16 protein-coding genes and 1 tRNA gene are annotated in these 21,647 nt (G+C 48.1%); 4 read left to right on the top strand and 13 right to left on the bottom strand.

Annotation, left to right across the window (positions count from 1 at the left end):
- Positions 1 to 11 precede the first annotated feature (11 nt).
- Both ACTQ53_RS03365 and ACTQ53_RS03360 read left to right on the top strand, forming a co-directional pair.
- Positions 12 to 82: transfer RNA gene (locus tag ACTQ53_RS03365), tRNA-Cys, on the top strand.
- A gap of 437 nt (positions 83 to 519) precedes the next feature.
- Complete coding sequence (locus ACTQ53_RS03360) at positions 520 to 2,010, top strand: aminotransferase class V-fold PLP-dependent enzyme (RefSeq protein ID WP_441932015.1); 1,491 nt, start codon at positions 520 to 522, stop codon at positions 2,008 to 2,010.
- A 65-nt stretch (positions 2,011 to 2,075) separates the two neighbouring features.
- On the opposite strand, the gene ACTQ53_RS03355 is transcribed toward ACTQ53_RS03360, so the two are convergent.
- The 13 genes from ACTQ53_RS03355 to ACTQ53_RS03295 all read right to left on the bottom strand — a co-directional run bounded on the left by ACTQ53_RS03355 (position 2,076) and on the right by ACTQ53_RS03295 (position 18,161).
- Positions 2,076 to 2,768: a hypothetical protein gene (locus ACTQ53_RS03355; protein WP_295346724.1), complete on the bottom strand. Its 693-nt coding sequence runs from the start codon at positions 2,766 to 2,768 to the stop codon at positions 2,076 to 2,078.
- 40 nt (positions 2,769 to 2,808) lie between these two features.
- Positions 2,809 to 3,624 (bottom strand): metallophosphoesterase family protein, encoded by an 816-nt coding sequence (locus ACTQ53_RS03350; RefSeq protein WP_294967532.1) that lies wholly within the window; start codon positions 3,622 to 3,624, stop codon positions 2,809 to 2,811.
- A 57-nt stretch (positions 3,625 to 3,681) separates the two neighbouring features.
- Complete coding sequence (locus ACTQ53_RS03345) at positions 3,682 to 4,383, bottom strand: hypothetical protein (RefSeq protein ID WP_441932013.1); 702 nt, start codon at positions 4,381 to 4,383, stop codon at positions 3,682 to 3,684.
- Positions 4,384 to 4,593: 210 nt separating this feature from the next.
- Entirely contained in the window at positions 4,594 to 5,655 is a 1,062-nt protein-coding gene (gene leuB, locus ACTQ53_RS03340) for a 3-isopropylmalate dehydrogenase (RefSeq protein ID WP_294967530.1), read from the bottom strand.
- Between the two features lie 23 nt (positions 5,656 to 5,678).
- Positions 5,679 to 7,277 carry an alpha-isopropylmalate synthase regulatory domain-containing protein gene (locus tag ACTQ53_RS03335; RefSeq protein WP_294967528.1) on the bottom strand — a complete coding sequence of 533 codons (1,599 nt, stop codon included), beginning with the start codon at positions 7,275 to 7,277 and terminating at the stop codon, positions 5,679 to 5,681.
- Positions 7,278 to 7,279: 2 nt separating this feature from the next.
- Positions 7,280 to 7,870, bottom strand: coding sequence for a 3-isopropylmalate dehydratase small subunit (leuD, locus tag ACTQ53_RS03330; protein WP_294967526.1), 591 nt, complete (start codon positions 7,868 to 7,870; stop codon positions 7,280 to 7,282).
- Positions 7,871 to 7,920: 50 nt separating this feature from the next.
- Positions 7,921 to 9,315: a 3-isopropylmalate dehydratase large subunit gene (leuC, locus tag ACTQ53_RS03325; RefSeq protein ID WP_294967524.1), complete on the bottom strand. Its 1,395-nt coding sequence runs from the start codon at positions 9,313 to 9,315 to the stop codon at positions 7,921 to 7,923.
- Between the two features lie 36 nt (positions 9,316 to 9,351).
- Positions 9,352 to 10,854 carry a 2-isopropylmalate synthase gene (locus ACTQ53_RS03320; RefSeq protein ID WP_294967522.1) on the bottom strand — a complete coding sequence of 501 codons (1,503 nt, stop codon included), beginning with the start codon at positions 10,852 to 10,854 and terminating at the stop codon, positions 9,352 to 9,354.
- Positions 10,855 to 11,247: 393 nt separating this feature from the next.
- Positions 11,248 to 12,759 carry a replicative DNA helicase gene (gene dnaB / locus ACTQ53_RS03315; protein ID WP_294967520.1) on the bottom strand — a complete coding sequence of 504 codons (1,512 nt, stop codon included), beginning with the start codon at positions 12,757 to 12,759 and terminating at the stop codon, positions 11,248 to 11,250.
- Positions 12,749 to 15,202: a hypothetical protein gene (locus tag ACTQ53_RS03310; protein WP_441932012.1), complete on the bottom strand. Its 2,454-nt coding sequence runs from the start codon at positions 15,200 to 15,202 to the stop codon at positions 12,749 to 12,751. The genes dnaB and ACTQ53_RS03310 overlap by 11 nt, the downstream gene beginning before the upstream one ends.
- 18 nt (positions 15,203 to 15,220) lie before the next feature.
- Positions 15,221 to 16,141 (bottom strand): ABC transporter substrate-binding protein, encoded by a 921-nt coding sequence (locus tag ACTQ53_RS03305; protein ID WP_294967517.1) that lies wholly within the window; start codon positions 16,139 to 16,141, stop codon positions 15,221 to 15,223.
- Between the two features lie 13 nt (positions 16,142 to 16,154).
- On the bottom strand, positions 16,155 to 17,336 hold the full coding sequence (locus tag ACTQ53_RS03300; RefSeq protein ID WP_294967516.1) for a class I SAM-dependent rRNA methyltransferase: 1,182 nt from the start codon (positions 17,334 to 17,336) through the stop codon (positions 16,155 to 16,157).
- 213 nt (positions 17,337 to 17,549) lie between these two features.
- The gene (locus ACTQ53_RS03295) at positions 17,550 to 18,161 is read right to left on the bottom strand and encodes a 3'-5' exonuclease (RefSeq protein ID WP_264949997.1); all 612 of its coding nucleotides are present in this window, start codon (positions 18,159 to 18,161) and stop codon (positions 17,550 to 17,552) included.
- Between the two features lie 112 nt (positions 18,162 to 18,273).
- On the opposite strand from ACTQ53_RS03295, the gene ACTQ53_RS03290 reads away from it, so the two are divergent.
- Positions 18,274 to 20,883, top strand: coding sequence for a DNA translocase FtsK (locus tag ACTQ53_RS03290; RefSeq protein ID WP_295347309.1), 2,610 nt, complete (start codon positions 18,274 to 18,276; stop codon positions 20,881 to 20,883).
- A gap of 96 nt (positions 20,884 to 20,979) precedes the next feature.
- A complete protein-coding gene (locus ACTQ53_RS03285; RefSeq protein ID WP_294967511.1) occupies positions 20,980 to 21,579 on the top strand; it encodes a LolA-like putative outer membrane lipoprotein chaperone in 600 nt (199 codons plus the stop codon).
- Positions 21,580 to 21,647 lie beyond the last annotated feature (68 nt).

The raw sequence follows: 21,647 nt of genomic DNA, 5'->3' as shown, positions 1-21,647 counted from the left end.
CGCTTATAAATGGTGTCTTAACCGAGCGGTTAGGTAACGGTCTGCAAAACCGTGTAGAGCGGTTCGACTCCGCTAGACACCTCTTCAGAAAAAAAGGAAATTCATTCATTTGAATTTCCTTTTTTTTCGTTTATATCCCACTCACCTCTGAACCAACAAATCCAGTTTGCTCCACTCGCCCTGAAAGAGCGTGTGGCAACAAAATGACCCAACAGGGCGTGTGGCAACAAAACAATATTACAAGGGGCATATGATGAATAAATAAAATAATTTCTAAAAAAGTATCTGAACTTACTACATTAAAAAAAAAATGATGAGTAATCAAAAAATACTTTAAGTTTTATTCTTTTATTTAAAAAAAAATATGTACCTTTGCAAACGTTATCCTGAATACAATCTTTTTACCTTAAAGAAAACTAATACCTATTGAATGTGAGCAGTTGCCTGCGAAGGTAGCTGCTCTTAGTTTTTTATAACCCTCCCATATAATATACTCCCTTTTCAGACGTTATATTATATATGAATAAGAAAATAGACATCATCAAGTTACAAAAGATATATGACCCTCGCGGCACACTTGTCGTCGCTGAGGAAAATACCCATGTGCCTTTTGAAATAGGAAATACGGAATGGTTTTCACCGAAATACACCGTCATCACCCAGAATCAGAGAGAAACCATGCTGGTAGCACTCGCCGGTCACTTTACCCTTCGGGTAATAGAACAGGACGGAACCGGAGCAGAAACCTTGCTTGATAATCCAAACGAGGGAGCCCTGATTACGGCAGACTGTCCGTATCAGCTGACAGATTTCACAGAAGAAACCGTAGTATTGCGATTGACGGCAGCAGAAAAGGAAATCAAGTATCTAGACCTGAAAGCCATCAATGACCAATATCAGCCGGAAATCAACAATGCCATTGCCCAGGTATTAGACAGCGGCTGGTATCTGCACGGCAAAGCCCTGAAGCAGTTTGAAGAAGAATATGCAGCATTCATCGGCTCAGAATACAGCATAGGATGCGGATGCGGACTGGATGCCCTAAAACTCATTCTCATAGGCGAAATGGAACTGGGCAGACTGCAGAAGGGCGACGAGATTCTCGTGCCTGCCAATACCTACTATGCCACCATCCTTGCCATCACTAGCGTAGGACTGAAGCCTGTGCTCATTGATGCACGGCTGGACACCCTGCAGATAGATGAGCGACTCATCGAACAGCACATCACACCCCAGACCAAGGCGCTACTGACGGTCCATCTATACGGCAAGCTGTCTGTAACGCCCCTGATGCAGGAACTCTGCCGGAAACATCACTTATTGCTGTTTGAAGACAATGCGCAGGCTTTTGCCTGCCAGATGCTGGGAGAGAAAAACGAAGTCAACGGGGAAAGCATTCATACGGGCAATATCGGTGATGCAGCCGCTCACAGCTTCTATCCGGGCAAGAACCTGGGCGCATTGGGCGATGCAGGAGCCATCACCACCAACGACAGGAAGCTGGCAGAGGTCATCACTTCCCTCCGCGACTATGGCAGGGTGAGCAAATACGAATACAATTATCAGGGACTCAATTCGAGAATGGAAGAGCTCCAGGCTGCCGTGCTCTGCGTCAAGCTGAAGAATCCATACGGAGAGGCGAAAGACAGATTCCAGAAAGCCCAATACTATCTTTCCAAACTCGACAAAAAGATAGTAGAGCATTGCATTCCGCAAGAACTATATAAGGAGGAATCAGAAAATGTGGTGCATGTCTTCCCTTTCCTGACAGAAAAACGGGATGAACTGCGCGATTACCTTTCAGAGCATCGGGTGCAGACCGTGTGTCACTACCCTATTCCGCCTCATCAGCAGCCTTGCTATCCGGAATGGAACCATCTTTCGTTCCCTGTAACGGAACGGATAGCGCAGCAGGAAATCAGCCTTCCCTGCAATTCTACATTGAAGCAGGAAGAACTGGACAGAATCATCAACCTCATCAACCATTTCTTCGAAGAGAGAGGAATTTAATTCTCCGAAGAAACGGCTGATGAAGCCTTTAGTTTTTCAAGAACCCTTGGGAAGTTCCTGAAACATTATAAATATTGCATCTTGACGCCCAGGGAAAGACCGAAGATGTCCCAGAAGTTGCCATTGCCATTACGTATGAAACGCATGGTATAGATATCATTGGTTCCCAACTCATAAAAGAACGTAATGCTCTTGATGCGCTTACGCATATTGTGCGGGATATTGTATCTGAAGCGCTCACCGAAGGCGATGTTAGGACGGATACGGGTAGAGAACGGATAATAGCCGTTTTCATACTTGGTAGGCTGCTTGGTCCAGAAATCATGTCCGAAGATGGTATTGAAATAGATGCTGCACTCCAACGGTTCAAACCACCATCCCTTACCGATATCACGGTGCCAGGGAATGAAATTCTCCTTGATCGTGAGTGTCAGTTTCGAATCGTCAGAATCAAAACGGGGAATATATCCGAGCATCACAAACGTCTCCCATTGGCGATGCTTGCCATAATCCCATCCGAGGCCCAGGGAAAACACACCCATATTACCACAAATCTGTATCGCTCCGTTGGTAGGAATCAGCAAATCCCATTGCTTGCGGTATTTGAGTACCCGCCTGTCATAACGCGAGAGTTCACCCTGCTCATTAACAACCAGTGTATCATGAACAATACTGTCATTCTTCATCTCGCCTTCAGCAGCAGAAGCCGAGCTAACAGCACCCAGAAAGCATCCAGCCAGACATAAGCTTCTCTTCAAGGAAGAAAATCTCTTCACTGACGAAAAGGAGAAGTGTCTATTAATAATCGATAATCTCATAACGGTAGCCTTTTGGAGTAATGGTAAATATATAATACTGGTGCTTAGGAGCATTGCATATCTCATAATACATCGTGCCATCACCATACATATCGGTCTGCTTGGTATGATGTCCATGACCATAGAGACAGAACATCAGACCAGGGAACTGATGGGTATAATAGTTGAATACCTTAGCCACATTGTTATTAAACTGCTCTGAATAAGGAGCAGCATGCATACAGATAACGGTACGGTCGAAATCGGCAGAATCCGCCTTGCACTGTTCTTCCATAAAATCGAAGTTAGGTACAGGACGGGAATAGTCGTACTCAATGGCATTGGTATTGAGACATACGAACTTCACCCTGCCGGCGATAAAACTGAAATCCGGCTTGCCGAAAACCACCTCGTAAGTTTGGTTTCCGGTTCCCAGACAGTCATGATTGCCGAGCAATACCACAAACGGCATCTTCAGCTTCTGCAATCTGTCTCGGGTCCACTGAAATTCCTGCGTAGCTCCAAAGTCTGTGACATCTCCGCAGTGAAGTACGAAATCGATACTGTCCTTGCGCCTGTTGATATCATTCACTTCCTTTTTCAGATCGTCGAGCCACTGATGAGTATCGCTGATCATTGCAAAGCGGATGGTATCCTTATACTTGATGGCACTTTCTATCTTGGCGATATTGGCAGCATTCACGTTCTTGTCTCCATCCACATGAACATCGTATGGATGAACATCAAAAACGGTATCGCAGCCCGCCAGGAAGAGACAGCCAAAAGCTTCAGCAATCTGCGTAAAAATTTTCTTCATAAACAAGTATCTTCTAATTGTTCTATTCTTCCCTATAGATTATATCAGATGGAACTACTACTTCTTCTTCAGTCTGTTATAGAACTCCAGCAACTGCCCTTTGGAATACCCCATCTTCATCAACCGCTGCAAATCAGCATAGGCTTCATTCCTACGCTTCAGCAAGATGAGCAGGTCCAGATGATTCAGCACATAATCGGCATTATCAGCATCCAGCTCCATCGCCTTGGCATAATCATATTCCGCAGCTTCAAGCTGTCCCTTCTCCTTCTCCATTCCTCCACGTGCAGCATAGGCGATGGCATTGTCGGGATATTGCTCTATCAGCATATTAATGCCGTTATAAGCCTCGGTATAATGCTTGTCTTTCTGATTGAGAAGAGCGAGACCGAGCTGTGCCTGGAAATTACCAGGCACCAGAACCAGCAGATTCTGATAGTCTAAACGGGCGAAGTTGTATCTGCGCAGCTGTTCGTTGACATAGGCACGATAAAAGAGACCTGCGATATTGGTATTGTTGAGAAACAGCACCTTATCGAGATCGTCCTTGGCATATTGCCACTGCTTGAGCTGGATATTCCAGGCAGCCTTCTTAAGACGAAGGTCGATACTATCCGGATAATACGCCAGAACTTCCGTAGCCTGAGCAAGAGAATCTCTCAAAGCCTTCGCCTGGTCCTTGCTTAAGCGTTCAGATTCGTTCTGACTTTGAGCCGACATAGACAAAGCCCAAACTCCTAACAACATTGATATAATCATTTTCTTTTTCATGCTTGCAAAATTACAAATACTTTAGCAAACAACCAAGTAAAAAACTATTAAACTTAAATAGGTTTCCAGAAATAAACAAAAAAAAGGCAAATATGACAACTATCCATATAAAAAAACTACAATTACCAAAATAAAAAAGCCTTATGGAAGAAACGATTCCTCCATAAGGCCCTTGATATGATTATTCACATTTTATGCTTATGCATTCTTGATCCAGTTGACAATCCACTCGCCAACCTCTGTTGTGCCATAGTGAGCACCACCCTCAACCTGAATTTCAGGTGTGCGGACATTGGCATCGAGAGAAGCATCTACTGCCTTGCGGATCAAGGCACCCTCCCCGTTCAAACCGAAGTGTTCGAGCAACATGGCTGCAGAAAGAATCTGAGCTACAGGGTTAGCCAGGTTCTTGCCAGCTGCCTGTGGCCATGAACCATGAACAGGCTCAAACAATGGGGTGTGCTCGCCCAATGAGCTAGATGGCTGCAAGCCCATAGAACCGGTGATGCAAGAGGTCTCATCGGTAAGGATGTCACCGAAGGTATTCTCTGTAACGATGACATCGAAGAATGTAGGCTCTGTCAACACACGCATAGAAGCGTTGTCGATGAACATATAGTCGGTGTTTACCTCAGGATACTGTGGCTCCATCTCCTTGGCAATCTGACGCCAGAGACGAGAAGATGCCAATACGTTTGCCTTATCTACTACTGTCAAGTGCTTGTTGCGCTTCATGGCAAACTCGAAAGCTACCTTCAGGATGCGCTCAATCTCAGGACGGGTATAGATATCTGTATCGTATGCCTTATCGTTATCCTGATACTTCTCACCGAAGTACATACCACCAGTCAACTCGCGGATGACTACGAAGTCAGCACCCTTCAGGAGCTCATCCTTCAATGGTGATTTGTGGAGCAGGCAATCGAATGTAGCCACTGGGCGTACATTGGCAAAGAGACCCAACTTCTTACGCATAGCGAGCAAACCCTGCTCTGGACGAACCTTGGCTGTAGGGTTGTTGTCGAAACGTGGGTCACCAACGGCAGCGAAGAGCACTGCGTCAGCATCCATACAAGTCTTGAAGGTCTCTTCTGGGAATGGATCACCTACCTCGTCGATAGCGTGAGCGCCGCAGATAGCCTCGTTGTAAGTAAACTCGTGGTTGAACTTCTCTGCAATGGCCTGCATTACTGCTACGCCCTGCTTCATAATCTCTGGTCCGATACCATCACCGGCGAGAACTGCAATGTTTAATTTCATCTTATCTGATTTTTTAATTGTTTTTATTCCATATCTAAATTTCGAGGCGATGCCGGCTGTTCATCGCTCTTATCTGCCTCATACATATTAAGCATTTTGAGCGTTGCCTTGATAGCTGCCTCCGTCTGGTCGGCATCCAAGCCGCGGGTGCGCCAGATGCGGTCGCCTTCACGCCAGGTAATGACGGTCTGAACGAGGGCATCGGTACGGCCACCAGGTGGAATGGTTACCTGATAGTTGTCGAGCGTAGGGAAGGTCTTGCCGAGCTTCACCTTGTAAATGTTGCGAAGAGCCTTTACGAAGGCATCATACTGACCATCGCCTGAACTCCTGTCTTCATACTCCTTACCCTCTATTTCTACCTTCACGCTAGCGATAGGCTTCAAACCATAGGAGGTAGACACCATGTAACTGACCAGTTTTACCTTATCCTCAGGTGTGCTATGCTTCAATACATCGCTCACGATGTATGGCAAGTCGTCCTGGGTTACCAGTTCCTTGCGGTCGCCGAGTTCGGTGATTCGCTTGGTCACAGCCTTGGTCTGCTCTGGAGTCAACTCCAATCCCAGCTCGTTGAGGTTCTGGATGATGTTCGCCTTACCGGAATTCTTACCCAATGCATACTCACGATGTCTTCCGAAACGCTCAGGCACCAGATCGTTGCAATAAAGCTTGTCCTTGTTATCGCCATCGGCATGTACGCCAGCCACCTGGGTGAAGACGTTGTCTCCAACAACCGGTGTATTTGGAGCCACGGCAATACCGCTGTATCCTTCAACTAATCGGGAAATATCGTTCAGACGGTCTTCCTTGATATTGGTCTTTGCCTCGAACATATCCTTCAGAATCACCTGAACACTCGCCAATGGTGCATTGCCGCAGCGTTCGCCCAAACCATTCACGGTAACGTGAAGACCCTTGGCGCCACTCAACACGGCAGCCAGCGAGTTGCTCACCGCCAAATCGTAGTCATTATGGGCATGGAAGTCGAAGTGAGAGTTCGGATAACGGCGAACCATCTGGCGCATGTACTCCACACACTGCAATGGGTTCAGGATACCCAAAGTATCAGGAAGCAGGAAGCGCTTGATAGGCAACTTCACCAGCTCGTCCATCATCGTGAAGAGATAGTCACGACTGTCGCGCATTCCGCTCGACCAGTCCTCCAGGTAGAGATTTACGGTGAAATCCTTGCTCAAGGCATAGTCGATGGTCTGCTTGATATGAGCGAGATGCTCCTCAGGCGACATCTTGAGCTGCTGGGTGCAGTGCTTGTAGCTACCCTTCGTCAAGAGGTTGATGACGTGACCGCCGCATTCAGCAATCCAGTCTACGCTTTTGTTGTTATCCACGAATCCCAACACCTCAACGGAATCCAGCTTACCAATGGTCTTGGCATAACGGCAAATACGAGCGACAGCATCCTTTTCGCCTTCCGACACACGCGCTGAAGCCACCTCAATGCGATCAACATTGATGTCGTGCAACAGCATTCTTGCTATCATCAACTTCTCGTGAGGAAGGAAACTGACACCATTGGTCTGCTCGCCGTCACGCAGCGTGCAGTCCATGATCTCAATCTCCTTGATGCGGGAATTATCTCTCTTTGCGTTAACGTCCATAATTACTTGTTTTGAGCTTCCCAAGCCTCAACCTTGTCACGGTTCTGAACGAGGAAATCCACATCGTCCAAACCATTCTCCAGACAGTGCTTCTTATAGCCGTTGATTTCGAAGTGCTCGCTCTTGCCGGTAGCAAGATTGGTGACTGTCTGGTTAGGAAGATCTACCTTTACCTCTGTCTTGTGATCCTGGTCGATGCTCTCGAAGAGTTCCTTCAGGAATTCCTCGCTTACTACTACTGGCAATACGAGGTTGTTCAACTCGTTGTTCTTGTGGATATCAGCAAAGAAAGAGCTGATGACTACACGGAAGCCTGCACCTGCGATAGCCCAGGCAGCGTGCTCACGGGAAGAACCGGAACCGAAGTTCTTGCCAGCTACGAGGATGACACCACTGTAAGAAGGGTCATTCATCACGAAGTCTGGCTTTGGAGTTCCGTCGGCATTGTAGCGCCAGTCGCGGAAGAGGTTGTCGCCCATACCCTCTTTATCGATAGCCTTGAGGAAACGGGCTGGGATGATCTGGTCTGTATCTACATTCTCCAATGGAAGAGGAATGCAGCTTGATGTAATTACATTGAATTTCTGTTTCATAAGTGTACTTGTCAATTGTACATTATTAATTGTACGTTATTAATTTAAAATTACATAAACTCTCTTGGGTCGGTAATCTTACCAGTGATAGCGGCAGCTGCTGCTACGTATGGGCTGGCAAGGATAGTGCGGGAACCAGGTCCCTGACGACCCTCGAAGTTACGGTTGGATGTACTTACAGAGTACTTGCCTGCAGGAATCTTATCATCGTTCATTGCCAAACAAGCAGAGCATCCAGGCTGACGGATTTCGAAGCCGGCTGCCTCTACAATCTTATCAATACCCTCTTCACGTATTTGTTTATCAACCAACCAAGAACCTGGTACAAGCCAAGCTGTTACGCCGTCTGCTTTCTTCTTTCCTTTAACCAATGAAGCGAAGGCACGGAAGTCTTCAATACGGCCGTTGGTACATGCGCCCAGGAATACATAATCGATAGGATGACCCTCGAGCTTCTCGCCTGGCTGGAAGCCCATGTAGTTGAGGCTCTTCTTGAAACCAGCCTGCTCTTCCTCAGGAATCTCATCGAGAGTTGGGATATTCTCTGTGATACCGATACCCATACCAGGATTGGTACCATAGGTGATGCGTGGTTCGATATCCTTTGCCTCGAAAGTCAACTCCTTGTCGAAGACAGCGTCATCGCCACTCTTCAAGGTCTTCCAGTAAGCCACAGCCTTGTCCCACTCTTCACCCTTAGGTGCATATTCACGACCCTTGATGTACTCGAATGTGGTCTCATCAGGAGCTACGAAACCACCACGGGCACCCATCTCGATAGAGAGGTTACAGAGGGTAAGACGACCTTCCATAGACATATCCTTCACTACATCGCCACTGTACTCAACGAAGTAACCGGTAGCACCTGAAGTAGTGAGCTGGCTCATCAGATAAAGAGCTACATCCTTAGCTGTAACACCCTTGCTGAGCTTGCCGTTGATGCTGATGCGCATAGACTTTGGCTTGCTCTGGAGAATACACTGTGAAGCCATCACCATCTCCACCTCAGAAGTACCGATACCGAAAGCTACGGCACCCATAGCACCATGAGTAGAAGTATGAGAGTCGCCGCAGACGATAGTCATACCAGGAAGAGAAAGACCCTTCTCAGGACCAACCACGTGGATGATACCATTGTCCTTGGTGTTCATGGCAAAGTGAGTTACGCCGAAATCAGCGGTGTTCTTTGCCAAGGTATCTACCTGCTTCTTTGAGATAGGATCCTCGATTGGCTTATCCTGATCGTGGGTTGGTGTATTGTGGTCAGGCATACAGAAAATCTGGTCTGGACGGAACATCTTGAGACCGCGTGCTCGCATACCAGCGAATGCCTGAGGTGATGTTACTTCGTGACAGTAGAGACGGTCGATGTAAAGCTGTGTAGGACCGTCCGGAACAATCTGGACAACGTGCTTGTCCCAAATCTTGTCGAATAATGTATCCATAATATCCTGTTTGTTATATATTTATCTGAATTAATTTTATCTTACCTTGAACTTGTTGATACAGTCGATGTAAGCCTCAACAGAAGCGGTTACGATATCGGTATCTGCACCGAAGCCATAATATACATGACCGTCGTATTCTACCTGCATGTGAACCTTACCCACATCGTCTGAACCCTTGTCAATCGCCTGGATAGTGAACTCCTTGAGATTCATCTCCTTGGTGATGACCTTCTTGAGGGCACGGATGGCAGCATCCACAGGACCATTGCCAGATGATGCAGCCTCGAACTTCTGACCTGCGATGTTCAAGCCGATGCTTGCCACGCTCTTCACGCCCTTGCCGGTAGTTACCTGCAACCAGTCGAGCTGTACGCCATGCTTATCGGCAGAATCAGCACCAGCGAGCATCAGTACATCCTCGTCGGTAACTTCCTTCTTCTTATCAGCCAACTGGAGGAACTTCTTGTAGATTTTGTCAAGCTTCTCCTCATCTTCGATGTTCACGCCGTTAACGTGGAGGCGATACTTCAAGGCTGCTCGACCAGAGCGGGCTGTCAATACGATAGCGTTATCATCCAATCCCACATCCTTAGGGTCGATGATTTCGTAAGTTTGAACATTCTTCAGCACGCCATCCTGGTGGATACCAGAAGAATGGGCGAAGGCATTGCGGCCCACGATAGCCTTGTTAGGCTGCACAGGCATGTTCATCAGACTGCTCACCATTCGGGACATCGGAACAATCTTGGTAGTATTGATATTGGTATCAATATCGATGTTCTTGTGGCACTTCAGGATCATGGCGATTTCCTCGAGCGATGTATTACCCGCACGCTCACCGATACCATTGATGGTCACCTCTACCTGGCGTGCACCATTCAATACACCCTGCAGGGTATTGGCAGTAGCCATACCGAGATCGTTGTGACAGTGGGTAGAGATGCATGCCTTCTCGATGCCATCCACATGCTCCATCAGATACTTGATCTTGTCGCCATACTCATCAGGCAGACAGTAACCGGTAGTGTCAGGAATGTTGACTACGGTAGCACCCGCCTTGATGACAGCCTCTACCACGCGAGCCAAATACTCATTGTCGGTACGGCCAGCATCCTCAGCGTAGAACTCTACCTCTTCCACGTACTTCTTGGCATACTTGACAGCAGCCACGGCACGCTCGATGATTTCTTCGCGGTTGGAATTGAACTTATATTTGATGTGGCTATCGCTGGTACCGATACCCGTATGGATTCTCTTGTGCTTGGCATACTGCAGCGCCTCGGCAGCACAGTCAATATCCTTCTCCACTGCACGTGTCAGCGCACAGATGGTAGGCCATGTCACAGCCTTGGAAATCTCCACCACCGAATTGAAGTCGCCCGGGCTAGAAATAGGGAAGCCCGCCTCAATGACATCAACGCCCAACTGCTCCAGCGCCTTAGCCACCTGAATTTTCTCAACTGTATTCAACTGGCATCCTGGAACCTGTTCGCCATCGCGAAGGGTTGTGTCGAAAATAAATAATCTGTCACTCATATCTCTTTATATTTTTAATACTCTATATTATAATATGAGAAAAAGCCTTTCTCACTCCCCGATACGGAAATGTAGAAAGGCTTTATATATCCAAACCGATGAACTATACGCACACCTTATCACTTCCGCCCACAGTCTGTAGTCGAAGTCGAATAATAATGCTTGTAATATTCAACGCTATTGCTCTCATATCTTTCTATTTTTTATGTTATATTTTTATCGCTTGCAAAGGTAATATATTTCTTTGATATACGCAAACAATTTATAACTTTTTTAATAGAAAATCTAACAAATTACTATTCTTCCTGCACTTTTCTCGCAAAAATGCGCTAAAATTGCGCCTTTATGCAGTAAAAAGCAGCAAAAAAGACCTGAATGGCTACGAATCCAAAACTAGAATGGCAACGGACCATTAGGAACAGGAGGAGGAGGCAACTGGCTGTCGTCACCTCCGGCATTCATCTTGGAGCCCATGATTTCGCCACCCTCCTGGATAGGAGCGAACGAAGTTTCAGGGTCCTGGAAGCGTGTAAACTCGCCACGGAAGTTCAGGAGCACATCACCCGTAGCACCCTTACGGTGCTTGGCGATGATGATCTGCGCCATGCCATGCAGGTCGTTTCCCTTTTCATCCTGATAGATGTGATAGTATTCCGGACGGTGAACGAAGAGTACCATATCGGCATCCTGCTCGATGGCTCCGGATTCACGGAGGTCGCTCAACTGAGGTCGCTTTCCTTCGAGACCTTCACGGTTCTCCACGTTACGTGAGAGCTGTGAGAGAGCCAGGACCGGGATATTCAGCTCCTTGGCAAGTCCCTTGAGCGAACGTGAGATGGTAGAAACCTCTTCCTGACGGCTACCGAACTTCATACCGTTGGCATTCATCAGCTGCAGGTAGTCAATCATGATCATTTTCACTCCCTTCTCTCTTACCAGTCTTCTAGCCTTGGTACGCAGTTCGAAAACCGAAAGACCCGGCGTATCATCAACATAAATAGGTGCCCCCGTCAGGTCACGGATTTTCTTATCCAGTCTCTCCCACTCGCTTGGATCGAGCTGACCGTTCAGTATCTTCTTACCAGAAATCTCACATACATTGGAGATAAGGCGGTTCACCAACTGAACGTTATTCATTTCAAGGGAGAAGAATCCGATAGGAATATGATAATCCACCGCCACGTTCTTGGCAATGCTGAGTGCGAAGGAAGTCTTACCCATGGCAGGACGTCCGGCGATGATGACGAGGTCGGAATCCTGCCATCCGGAAGTCATCTCGTCCATACCGTGATAACCGGTAGGAATACCAGTCAAACCTCCCTTGTTCTGCGCAGCCCGCTGCAAGATATCCACGGCATCCTTGATGACCGGATCAATCTGTGTATAATCCTGCTTCATGTTGTTCTGCGAAATCTGGAAGAGTTCACCCTCTGCCTGCTGCATCAGTTCATCCACGTCCACGCTCATGTCGAACGCCTTGGTCTCGATGCCACCGGCAAAATGAATGAGCTGTCTCTGCAGATATCTCTGCGCCAGGATTCTGGCATGCGACTCGATATGGGCAGCCGAAGCCACCTGGGAAGAAATCTCCATCAGATAGGCAGGTCCGCCTATTCTGTCCAGTTCGCCCATCTTCGCCAGCTCATCAGTGAGTGTCATGACATCCACCGGGCGCTCCTCCATATTCATGGTCTGGATAGCCTGGTAAATCTTCTGATGACGAGGCTCATAGAAGGAATCGGGTTTCAACACCTCGGATACCATGGAGAAGGCGTCCGAATCCACCATGAGGGCACCCAGCACCACTTTCTCCACATCTATCGCCTGCGGCTGAAGATGCGCATAATTATTATCTATCGGAGCTTGCTGCCCCTTTTTATTGTTACCTATATTATTATTCGCCATTATCTTTCATTTCATCATGTCTAAATTGATCCATCATTTTTTTCATACCTTGACGAATTTTTTGAGCCATCAATTCTTCCAAATAGATACGCATATTTTCATTTATTCCATGCGCAGACAACCATTTTCCCTGCTTTTCGTCAAATAACAGACCCTCCTGATGAGCCATGCTTCTAGCTTCATAGGCTCTCTGCCAAGACTTCATAGCCTTTTGCCGATCGTCACGAGCCCACCAAAGCATGCCGTCCACTTTATACAGTTCAAAGTCTACCATGAAGTCCATATTTAAGCAAGCAGACATGGCAGAAAAGAAAGTTGCCATTCCTTCCTTTGGATCGTCTGGGAAACTGTCCAACTTAAAGTTATCCCTTCTCAGATTCATCAATTTTTCCTTTCCTGACTTCAATATTTTCTCAATCTTTTCCAGGTTCTTCTGATCGTCACCGTCCATATAGAGAAGTGCTTCAGCCAGATTAGCAGTCGCAGTCAGGTTGTCCGGCTCGAGATAGGTAATCTCGTAAAACAGCTTGACGGCATCTTCATATCGTTCCATCAAGACATAGATCTTAGCCAGACGTTTCTTACACCATAAGAGCGCCTTCTCGTCATCTTTCTTGATTTCCATCAGATGAGTCAGGCAGTCCACAGCTTTCTGATAGGCGCTCACGTTCTCGTAGCTGGCAACCTTCTCGTAAAAGTCCACAGCCATTTCTACCAGCTGAAACTGTCCGGGCTCATTCTTCATCAGATAATCAATATGAGGATAAGCCAGAACAACATTCTCCTTAGCTTTGGATTTCACAGCAGCCCATGCCAGCAGATAATGACTCTCCACTGTGTCAGGATAATGATTACCCATCAGGTCGAAGATGAAATACTTATAATTACGCTTGAAGCAATATCTCGCCATCTTGTAGCGCAGCTCGTCGAATGCAGCATCCTTAAAGATAGGCAGCACAAGAGTAGTATACAGTTCGTCTTCAGCATCCATCTTGATGCTATTGTCATACGCCTTGCGCATCGGAGCGAGGTTAAAGAAACGGGAAAGATCCTGGATGTAATAGATCACTGCAGTATGTATTTTTTTCTTTTCCAAATACTTTTTCTCCTCTTCATTAAACCCTACGGCTTCATCTTCATCCATCGAGTTCAGATACTCTTCTGCTATCTCATCAGGAGCCATGTTCTCCAGCGCCTCTGTAAAGGATTTTTTCTCCTTTTCGAGCATCAGAAGCAGACTATAGCGGTCGCTGTCGCAGGCGGTACCATTCACAAGCAGCAGATGCAGGTTGCGTTCCTTGTCACCCGCCATCTCCTGAACGGAGAGATAAAGTGGAGACTCGAAATAGAACGGCATGAACCAGTTGTACATGGAATGGAAGAAGCCCAGTTTCTTGGTTTCTCTAAACTGCGTGAAATAGATGTCAGCACCATCCTCCAGCAATTCCACCGTCTCGTCGACATCACGACCGTCTTCCGGCTCATCCTCATCATCATCTTTCTGGATAAAAGAGAAGCTTGACTTCCCCTCCAAGTCAATATCTTCATGACTTAACTTGTCCGCCATATTATGGAACATGTTCTTCATCATCGCTTCGCTATCCTCCTTCATATCCTGGGAACGTAGCAGGATTTTGGAAATCAGGAGCAGCAGCTTCTTGCCTTCCTCATCCTCCTTCAGCGACTCGATATCCTTGGCGCACTCTTCTACCATAAAGCCTGGAACTTGACTGGAACACAAGGCCCAGCCCACCCATGCACGTACACGTACCTGCATGTCTTCGCTCTCCTTAGCCAGCTTGAAAAGGAACTTGAACTTCTTACGGTCAAAGAAGTAGAGGCAGGAAAGGGTTATGGCACTCACCATGAGCTGGGCTGTGACGGAATCGACGGCTCTGGAATGCAGCAGTTCCTGATACTCCTTCGCCTCGTCTTCATCCCACATAGGTGAGCTTGTGATATAAGAGAAGATGACATTGCGCAACTCGTTGAGACGTTTCTGTGTCTCAATCATCTGATCTATCTTCTTCTTTTTCGAACCTCCCTCGTCAAGAGAGAGCATAGCCACATCTGCCAAGGCAGAAACCAATTTCTCCTTCAGGTCGCTGAGATTTCCCAGCTTCTTACCTCTATTACGAAGGGCAGAAAGAGTGGAATCATTACTCAGCATGAGCAAATAATGGTATTTTTGAACAATCGTATACAAATGCTCGTAGGTATTGTACACAACACTGAAGTCTATCGGATGAGTTGCCGAGAAGGCATGCTTCCCCACTACATCCAGCTCATGCAATGACTCTCCCAGAAGCAGAGCCACCATCTTCTTCTCCTTCTCTGGCTGGGCTTCGAGTTCCGTATACATTTTCTCTACCAGAAAACGGAAAGACTTGAGGTCCCCAAAACCAGGTATCTTTCTCAACTTTTTAATGTCATTTTCTTCCATTTTTCTTGATTTTATAGATTAATGTTTAGCCACACGAGCTGCAGCCTCAAGGTCACGACGGCGAGGTTCCAATGCATGGTTGTATTTTATTTTAGGCAAGTTGCCAATTGTTTTCTCATCTACATGACAGTACTTACTGATAAGCTTGGAGTAATGCTTCACTCCCTTGGAGTTGATGCTGTCCACAGCTATATTGTAAGCCTGGATGAATTTCTGCAGCTGTTGCTTGCGTCCCGGCTGCTTCAGCGCCTTCTCGCGGAAGGCAAAAGCACCCAGGTTCAGGTTCTTGTCGCGGCTATCCATCAATACCACATGCCTGTCCATACGGGCTCTGGTTGCCTGAGGCTCCGGCAGGAGCATGGCATCCATCTCGTTGTTGAGAAGCATCTGGAGACGAAGATTCACATCGTTTATCTGCACACGATACACGTCATATTTCGGCTTGCCGCTGTCTACTGCCAGGTCGGCAAGATAGTCGGTAGCCGAATAGCGTGTCATGGCTATCATCTTATCGCTCAACTGCTTCAGGTCGGCAATACGGGCTTTTTTGTTCGTAATCAGCTGCCAGTAGGTATCTGTGGCGATAGGATAAGTGAGCGGAGTGCCCTTCCTTACCATTCGGGCTCCTCGGATCAGGTCGGTGATGGAACCCTCTACCCTGCCATTCATCAGGGCTGTATCACAGTCCATCTGTGCCGTATAATAGCGCAGATGAACATCCACTCCCTGCTTGCAGAAGAGGCTGTCTTCATAAGCTAGATATACGGGAAGGCAGTCCAGGGTGGGCATCACGCCCACCTTGAGCGCAGCCCGGTCGATACTGTCCATACGGGCACGTTCCTGCTTGCTCAGCCGCTGGCGTTCCTGCTGGGAATCGCTGCAACTGCACATTCCAAAAATAAAGCCACTCACCAACGTGATCCATAATAATCTCTTCATAACCTTCTGTTTTTTACTCCACATAAAGTACCAGTCCCTTCAGATACTCACCCTCCGGGTGATAGATATTGATAGGATGGTCGGCAGGCTGATGCAGCTGGTGCAGGATGCGCACCTTTCTGCCAGCCTGGGCTGCTGCCGTAAAGACGGCATTGCGGAAATTGTCCTTCGTCACCACCTGCGAGCAGCTGAATGTAAACAGGATACCGCCCTTCTTGATGCGCTGCAGTCCCTTCACGTTCAGACGGGTATATCCCTTCAGGGCATTATGCAGGGCTGCACGGTGCTTGGCAAAAGCTGGTGGATCCAGGATGATGAGGTCATACTGCTGGTCGTGGTCATCGAGATACTTGAATGCATCCTCGCAGATAGCCTGATGACGCGCATCGCCAGGAAAGTTCAGGGCGATGTTCTCATTGGTCAGTTCGATGGCCTTGGCACTACTGTCTACGGAATGGACTGCCTTGGCATCACCACGCATGGCATAGACAGAGAATCCGCCGGTATAGCAGAACATGTTGAGCACGCTCTTGCCCTTGGCATAATGCTCCAGCAGCGAACGGTTCTCGCGCTGGTCTACGAAGAAACCGGTCTTCTGACCGCGCAGCCAGTCGATATGGAACTTCAGTCCGTTCTCTACCGCCACGTCGTCGGCATCACCTCCCAGGATGAATCCGTTCTCCTGTCTGAGGTCAGCCTTGTATGGCAGGGTTGTCTCGCTCTTGTAGTAGATGTTCTGCAGTTCGTCTCCCATCACCTTCTTCAGTGCCTTGGCTATTTCCATACGGCATACGTGCATGCCCACGCTGTGAGCCTGCATCACGGCAGTAGGTCCGTAGCAGTCGATGACGAGTCCTGACAGGTTATCTCCTTCTCCATGCACCAGACGGTAAGTATTGTTCTCAGGATTCTCGGCGATACCCACAGCCACTCGCATCTTATATGCCGACTCCAGGCGTGAGCACCAGAATTCCTCATTGATTTCTACATCCTTGAAGGAAAGAACGCGCACGGCGATAGAACCGATCTGATAATGACCTACGGCGATGAAATCACCCCCACGTGTAATCACTCTAACGATTTCTCCTTCCTCGATGCCTTCATCCATCGCCTGGATGGCACCGGAGAAAATCCATGGATGAAATCTTTTGAGCGATTCCTCTTTACCTTTCTTCAAATATATGCTCTTATACATATTTATATATATTGATTAGTTACAATTCAAGTTTCGCGAGTTCAGGAGTTAAAGAAATTAAAGGAGTTATCGCTCCCTACGGTCGCTGAGGAGTTAAGACAGTAGTCTTTTTGGCGTAGGTTTTAAGCTGCAAGACATACGTCTTAACTCCTTAACTTCCTTAACTCCTTTAACTTCCTGATATGTGAAAGTTCAGTTATTTATTTCCGAATTCTACAGTTCGTCGAGCTCATAATCTCCCTCCTGCTTCAGTCGGAGCAGTTCTTCATAGAGATTGATGCAGCACCAGGCATCCGTGGCAGCATACGCCATCTGCGAGTCCTTCAACTCGCTAGCCTCCCAGTTGCTCAACCGCTGTGCCTTGCTGATTTTCTGATGGAAGAGGTTGGCATAAAGCTTCTGCAGACTCATGTCCTGCAGTCCGAACTTCTTCGCCTCGTCCTGCAGTTCTATGAAATATCCCGGCTTGAACTCAGCCCTCTTATGCAGCTGCAGCAGGTCGTCATGCCATGACAATCCCACCTTGGGCACCGTCTTGTCTTCCAGGAACCGGATGATGGCAGGCGTAATGCCCGTCAGATGCAGACGGAAGAGATAGCAGGTATCACGGGTGCTCACCTGGAGCAGCGAAACCTGGAATCCCCTGCCCTTGCTGAACGAAGGACGGGTCTCCGTATCTACACCTAGAATGGGCTGGCTCAGGAGGAAATTTACGGCTTCTTCCGTGTCTTCAGCCTTGTCAATCAGTACGATTTTACCTGGGAAGAGAATCCTCGGCAAACTGTTTATTGATTTCTTATCGAATTTAGTGAAAATAATCCTCATTACTCATTTTATTCTTTACAATTTGCAAAATTAAAAAAAAAAACTGAGAAAAGAGCGGTTTTTTCATTTATTTTCGCTAATTTTGCAGATAAAATATTCAAAGACAAAAAAAATGGCTAAAAAAAGAACAGAACGCAAAGCTAAATCTTTTGGCGAAGCTATAGGTTTGCAATATATTTTTAACAATACTATCACCGACTTTTTCCTAGGGCTGGCGCTGATTGGTATTGCTATTGTCACCATCATCGCTATGGTTTCATTTCTCAACACGGGATATGCCGACCAGAGTATACTGGAGAATCTGAAAGCAGGCGAATGGACCAACAACGAGCAGCAGTTCCAGAACTACTGCGGCTCCCTGGGTGCCATCATCTCCTACTGGCTCATAGCCGTGAACTTCGGTTTCCCGGCATTCCTCCTGCCTTGCTACATCATCATGGCTGGCTTGCAGCTCATGAATGCATACAAGGTGAACCTCTGGAAATGGTTCTTCTGCCTGATGATTGTCATGATATGGTCGTCTGTCACTTTCGCCAAGTTCCTCACTCCTATCATGGGTGGACTCATCTTCAATCCCGGCGGAAAGCATGGACTCTTCGTGGTACAGAATCTGGAAAACGTAGTGGGGCCTCCGGGACTTACCGCCATCCTCCTCTTCGTGGCTATCGCCTTCCTCACCTATCTCACGTCTGAGACCATCACCATCATCAGAAAGGCGCTCAACCCTATCGGATATATATCTAATAAGGTGAAGTTCGAGATTACCAACCACGACAACAAGGCAGAAACCAACGCCATCGACGAGGCCTATGCGCATGCTGCCAAGGGGCAGGCCGAGGAACAGCCTGAGGAACAGGAAGAATACAAGGACGATGAGCAACCTACCGTCATCGACCTGGACGTAGCCCCTGACAAGACCTTCTCAGAGCCTGCAAGCCAGGAGAACGGGCAGGCTCAGACCGATGAAACGGCTGATGCTGCCGACAGTCAGGAGAATGCTGCTGAAGAGCAGACCGATGCAGAGACTGCCGGAAAACCACTTTCTTTCCTGGAACAGCAGCGTCAGCTGCGTGCGGCAAGAGCCAAACAGGAAGATGAGGAGACGAAGGCTGCTGCTGCCAGCGAGGCGCTCAACATGGATATCTCCGTGGCTGCCTCTGACGAAAAGGCATCGGGAAATACAGTCAGCAGTGCCGAGGTGCTCAATACGCCTATCAATCCGAAGGAACCGTTTACAAGATACAAATACCCTACCCTCAATCTCCTGAAGAAATATGAGGACGACGGCGTTTCCATCGACGAGGAGGAACAGCGCGCCAACAAGAACAGAATCATCGAGGTGCTCGGCAACTTCGGCGTACAGATCAAGACCATCCGTGCCACCGTGGGTCCTACCATCACCCTCTATGAGATTCAGCCTGCCGAGGGCGTCCGCATCTCCAAGATCAAGAACCTGGAAGATGATATCGCCCTGAGTCTTGCGGCGCTCGGCATCCGTATCATTGCTCCTATCCCTGGCAAGGGTACCATCGGTATCGAGGTGCCTAACGCCAACCCTAAGATTGTGAGCATGGAGAGCACACTGAACTCCAAGAAGTTTCAGGAAACCAAGATGGAGCTGCCTATCGCGCTGGGTAAGACGATTACAAACGAAGTGTTCATGGTAGACCTTGCCAAGATTCCTCACCTGCTCGTTGCCGGTGCTACGGGCCAGGGTAAGTCTGTGGGTCTGAATGCCATCATCACCTCCTTATTATATAAGAAGCACCCTAACGAGCTCAAGCTGGTGCTCATCGACCCTAAGAAGGTGGAGTTCAGCGTTTACTCGCGCATCACCAACAAGTTCATGGCGGCACTGGCTGACGAGGACGAGCCGATCATCACCGATGTAACCAAGGTAGTACGCACCCTCAACAGTCTCTGTGTCCTGATGGATAGCCGCTACGACCTGCTGAAGAAGGCGGGAGCCCGAAACATCAAGGAATACAACCAGAAGTATATCAACCATAAGCTGCGACTGACCGATGGACATGAGTACATGCCATACATCGTAGTCATCATAGATGAGTTTGGTGACCTGATCATGACCGCCGGCAAGGAAGTGGAGCTTCCTATCGCCCGCATCGCCCAGCTGGCACGTGCCGTGGGCATCCACATGATCATCGCCACTCAGCGCCCTACCACCAGCATCATCACCGGTAACATCAAGGCAAACTTCCCTGGCCGCGTAGCCTTCAAGGTGACGTCTGCCATCGACTCGAAGACCATTCTCGACCGCACCGGAGCCAACCAGCTGATAGGTCGTGGTGATATGCTTTATCTCAACGGTCAGGAGCCGGTACGTGTGCAGTGTGCCTTTGTTGATACGCCTGAGATTGAGCGCATCAACGAGTTTATCCAGGAGCAGCCTGGTCCTATTGAGCCGATGGAACTGCCAGAGCCAGCCAACAACGAGGGTGGTCCTTCCGGCGGCACAGTGGACACCAAGAATCTGGATCCGTTCTTCGAGGAGGCAGCCCATGCCATCGTCCTCTCCCAGCAGGGTTCTACCAGCATGATCCAGCGCCGATTCAGCATCGGCTACAACCGTGCCGGACGCCTGATGGACCAGATGGAGGAAGCCGGCATCGTAGGTGCAGCCCAGGGAAGCAAGCCGCGTGAAGTGCTGATACAGGATGAGAATCAGCTCAACAACCTCCTGCTCCAGCTCAGAAACTCATAAAATCATTAAACCTTGAAGCCGTAGAAGCGTCTAATCATCTGAAGGTCGCTTTTACGGCTTCATATACAATTAACATACATCATAAACAGTAAGGATATGAAAAAATTTCTAGCTATCGCTTTCGTAGCGATGATGAGCCTGGGCACTATGGCACAGACCGCCCAGCAGGTACTCAACAAGACAGCTGCCATCGTGGGCAACAAGAAGGGCGCCAGCGCCAGCTTCAAGTTGTCAAGCCCTAAATATGGTTCCACCAGCGGTTCTATTGCCATCAAGGGCAATAAGTTCAACGCCCGCACGCCGCAGGCTATCGTATGGTATAACGGAAAGACACAGTGGTCGTACATGAAGAAGACCAACGAGGTGAACGTCACCAACCCTACCCAGGCACAGCAGATGTCGATGAATCCATATACCTTCATCAATATCTACAAGACAGGCTACAAGAGCACCCTCAAGACCGTGGGCGGCAACTACCAGGTTCACCTCGTAGCCAACAACCAGAAGCGCACCGTGGCAGAGATGTACATCACCATCAACAAGAAGACCCACGTGCCTTCGCAGGTGAAGATGCGCCAGGGCTCTACCTGGAGCACCATCAATATCTATGGCTTCAAGGCGAAGAACATCGCCAACAGTGCCTTCACCTTCAACAGCAAGGAATTCCCTAATGCAGAGGTCATCGATTTAAGATAATTTGAAAGGGCAGAAGCTCCTAGCCCAGGGCAGCGCCCTGGGTTTAAAATTCAATCAGAAACGACGCC

Source organism: Prevotella sp. Sow4_E9_plate, from assembly GCF_052116205.1.
GTDB lineage: Bacteria > Bacteroidota > Bacteroidia > Bacteroidales > Bacteroidaceae > Prevotella.
The sequence above is the reverse complement of the archived record's forward strand: the minus strand, read 5'-3'. Positions and strand labels throughout refer to the sequence as shown.

Bases quoted from the DNA above. Each gene is read 5' to 3' on its own strand.
- ACTQ53_RS03360 (WP_441932015.1), top strand. From the start codon at position 520: ATGAATAAGAAAATAGACATCATCAAGTTACAAAAGATATATGACCCT.
- ACTQ53_RS03350 (WP_294967532.1), bottom strand. From the start codon at position 3,624: ATGAAGAAAATTTTTACGCAGATTGCTGAAGCTTTTGGCTGTCTCTTC.
- ACTQ53_RS03345 (WP_441932013.1), bottom strand. From the start codon at position 4,383: ATGATTATATCAATGTTGTTAGGAGTTTGGGCTTTGTCTATGTCGGCT.
- leuB (WP_294967530.1), bottom strand. From the start codon at position 5,655: ATGAAATTAAACATTGCAGTTCTCGCCGGTGATGGTATCGGACCAGAG.
- ACTQ53_RS03335 (WP_294967528.1), bottom strand. From the start codon at position 7,277: ATGGACGTTAACGCAAAGAGAGATAATTCCCGCATCAAGGAGATTGAG.
- leuD (WP_294967526.1), bottom strand. From the start codon at position 7,870: ATGAAACAGAAATTCAATGTAATTACATCAAGCTGCATTCCTCTTCCA.
- leuC (WP_294967524.1), bottom strand. From the start codon at position 9,315: ATGGATACATTATTCGACAAGATTTGGGACAAGCACGTTGTCCAGATT.
- ACTQ53_RS03320 (WP_294967522.1), bottom strand. From the start codon at position 10,854: ATGAGTGACAGATTATTTATTTTCGACACAACCCTTCGCGATGGCGAA.
- dnaB (WP_294967520.1), bottom strand. From the start codon at position 12,759: ATGGCGAATAATAATATAGGTAACAATAAAAAGGGGCAGCAAGCTCCG.
- ACTQ53_RS03310 (WP_441932012.1), bottom strand. From the start codon at position 15,202: ATGGAAGAAAATGACATTAAAAAGTTGAGAAAGATACCTGGTTTTGGG.
- ACTQ53_RS03305 (WP_294967517.1), bottom strand. From the start codon at position 16,141: ATGAAGAGATTATTATGGATCACGTTGGTGAGTGGCTTTATTTTTGGA.
- ACTQ53_RS03300 (WP_294967516.1), bottom strand. From the start codon at position 17,336: ATGTATAAGAGCATATATTTGAAGAAAGGTAAAGAGGAATCGCTCAAA.
- ACTQ53_RS03295 (WP_264949997.1), bottom strand. From the start codon at position 18,161: ATGAGGATTATTTTCACTAAATTCGATAAGAAATCAATAAACAGTTTG.
- ACTQ53_RS03290 (WP_295347309.1), top strand. From the start codon at position 18,274: ATGGCTAAAAAAAGAACAGAACGCAAAGCTAAATCTTTTGGCGAAGCT.
- ACTQ53_RS03285 (WP_294967511.1), top strand. From the start codon at position 20,980: ATGAAAAAATTTCTAGCTATCGCTTTCGTAGCGATGATGAGCCTGGGC.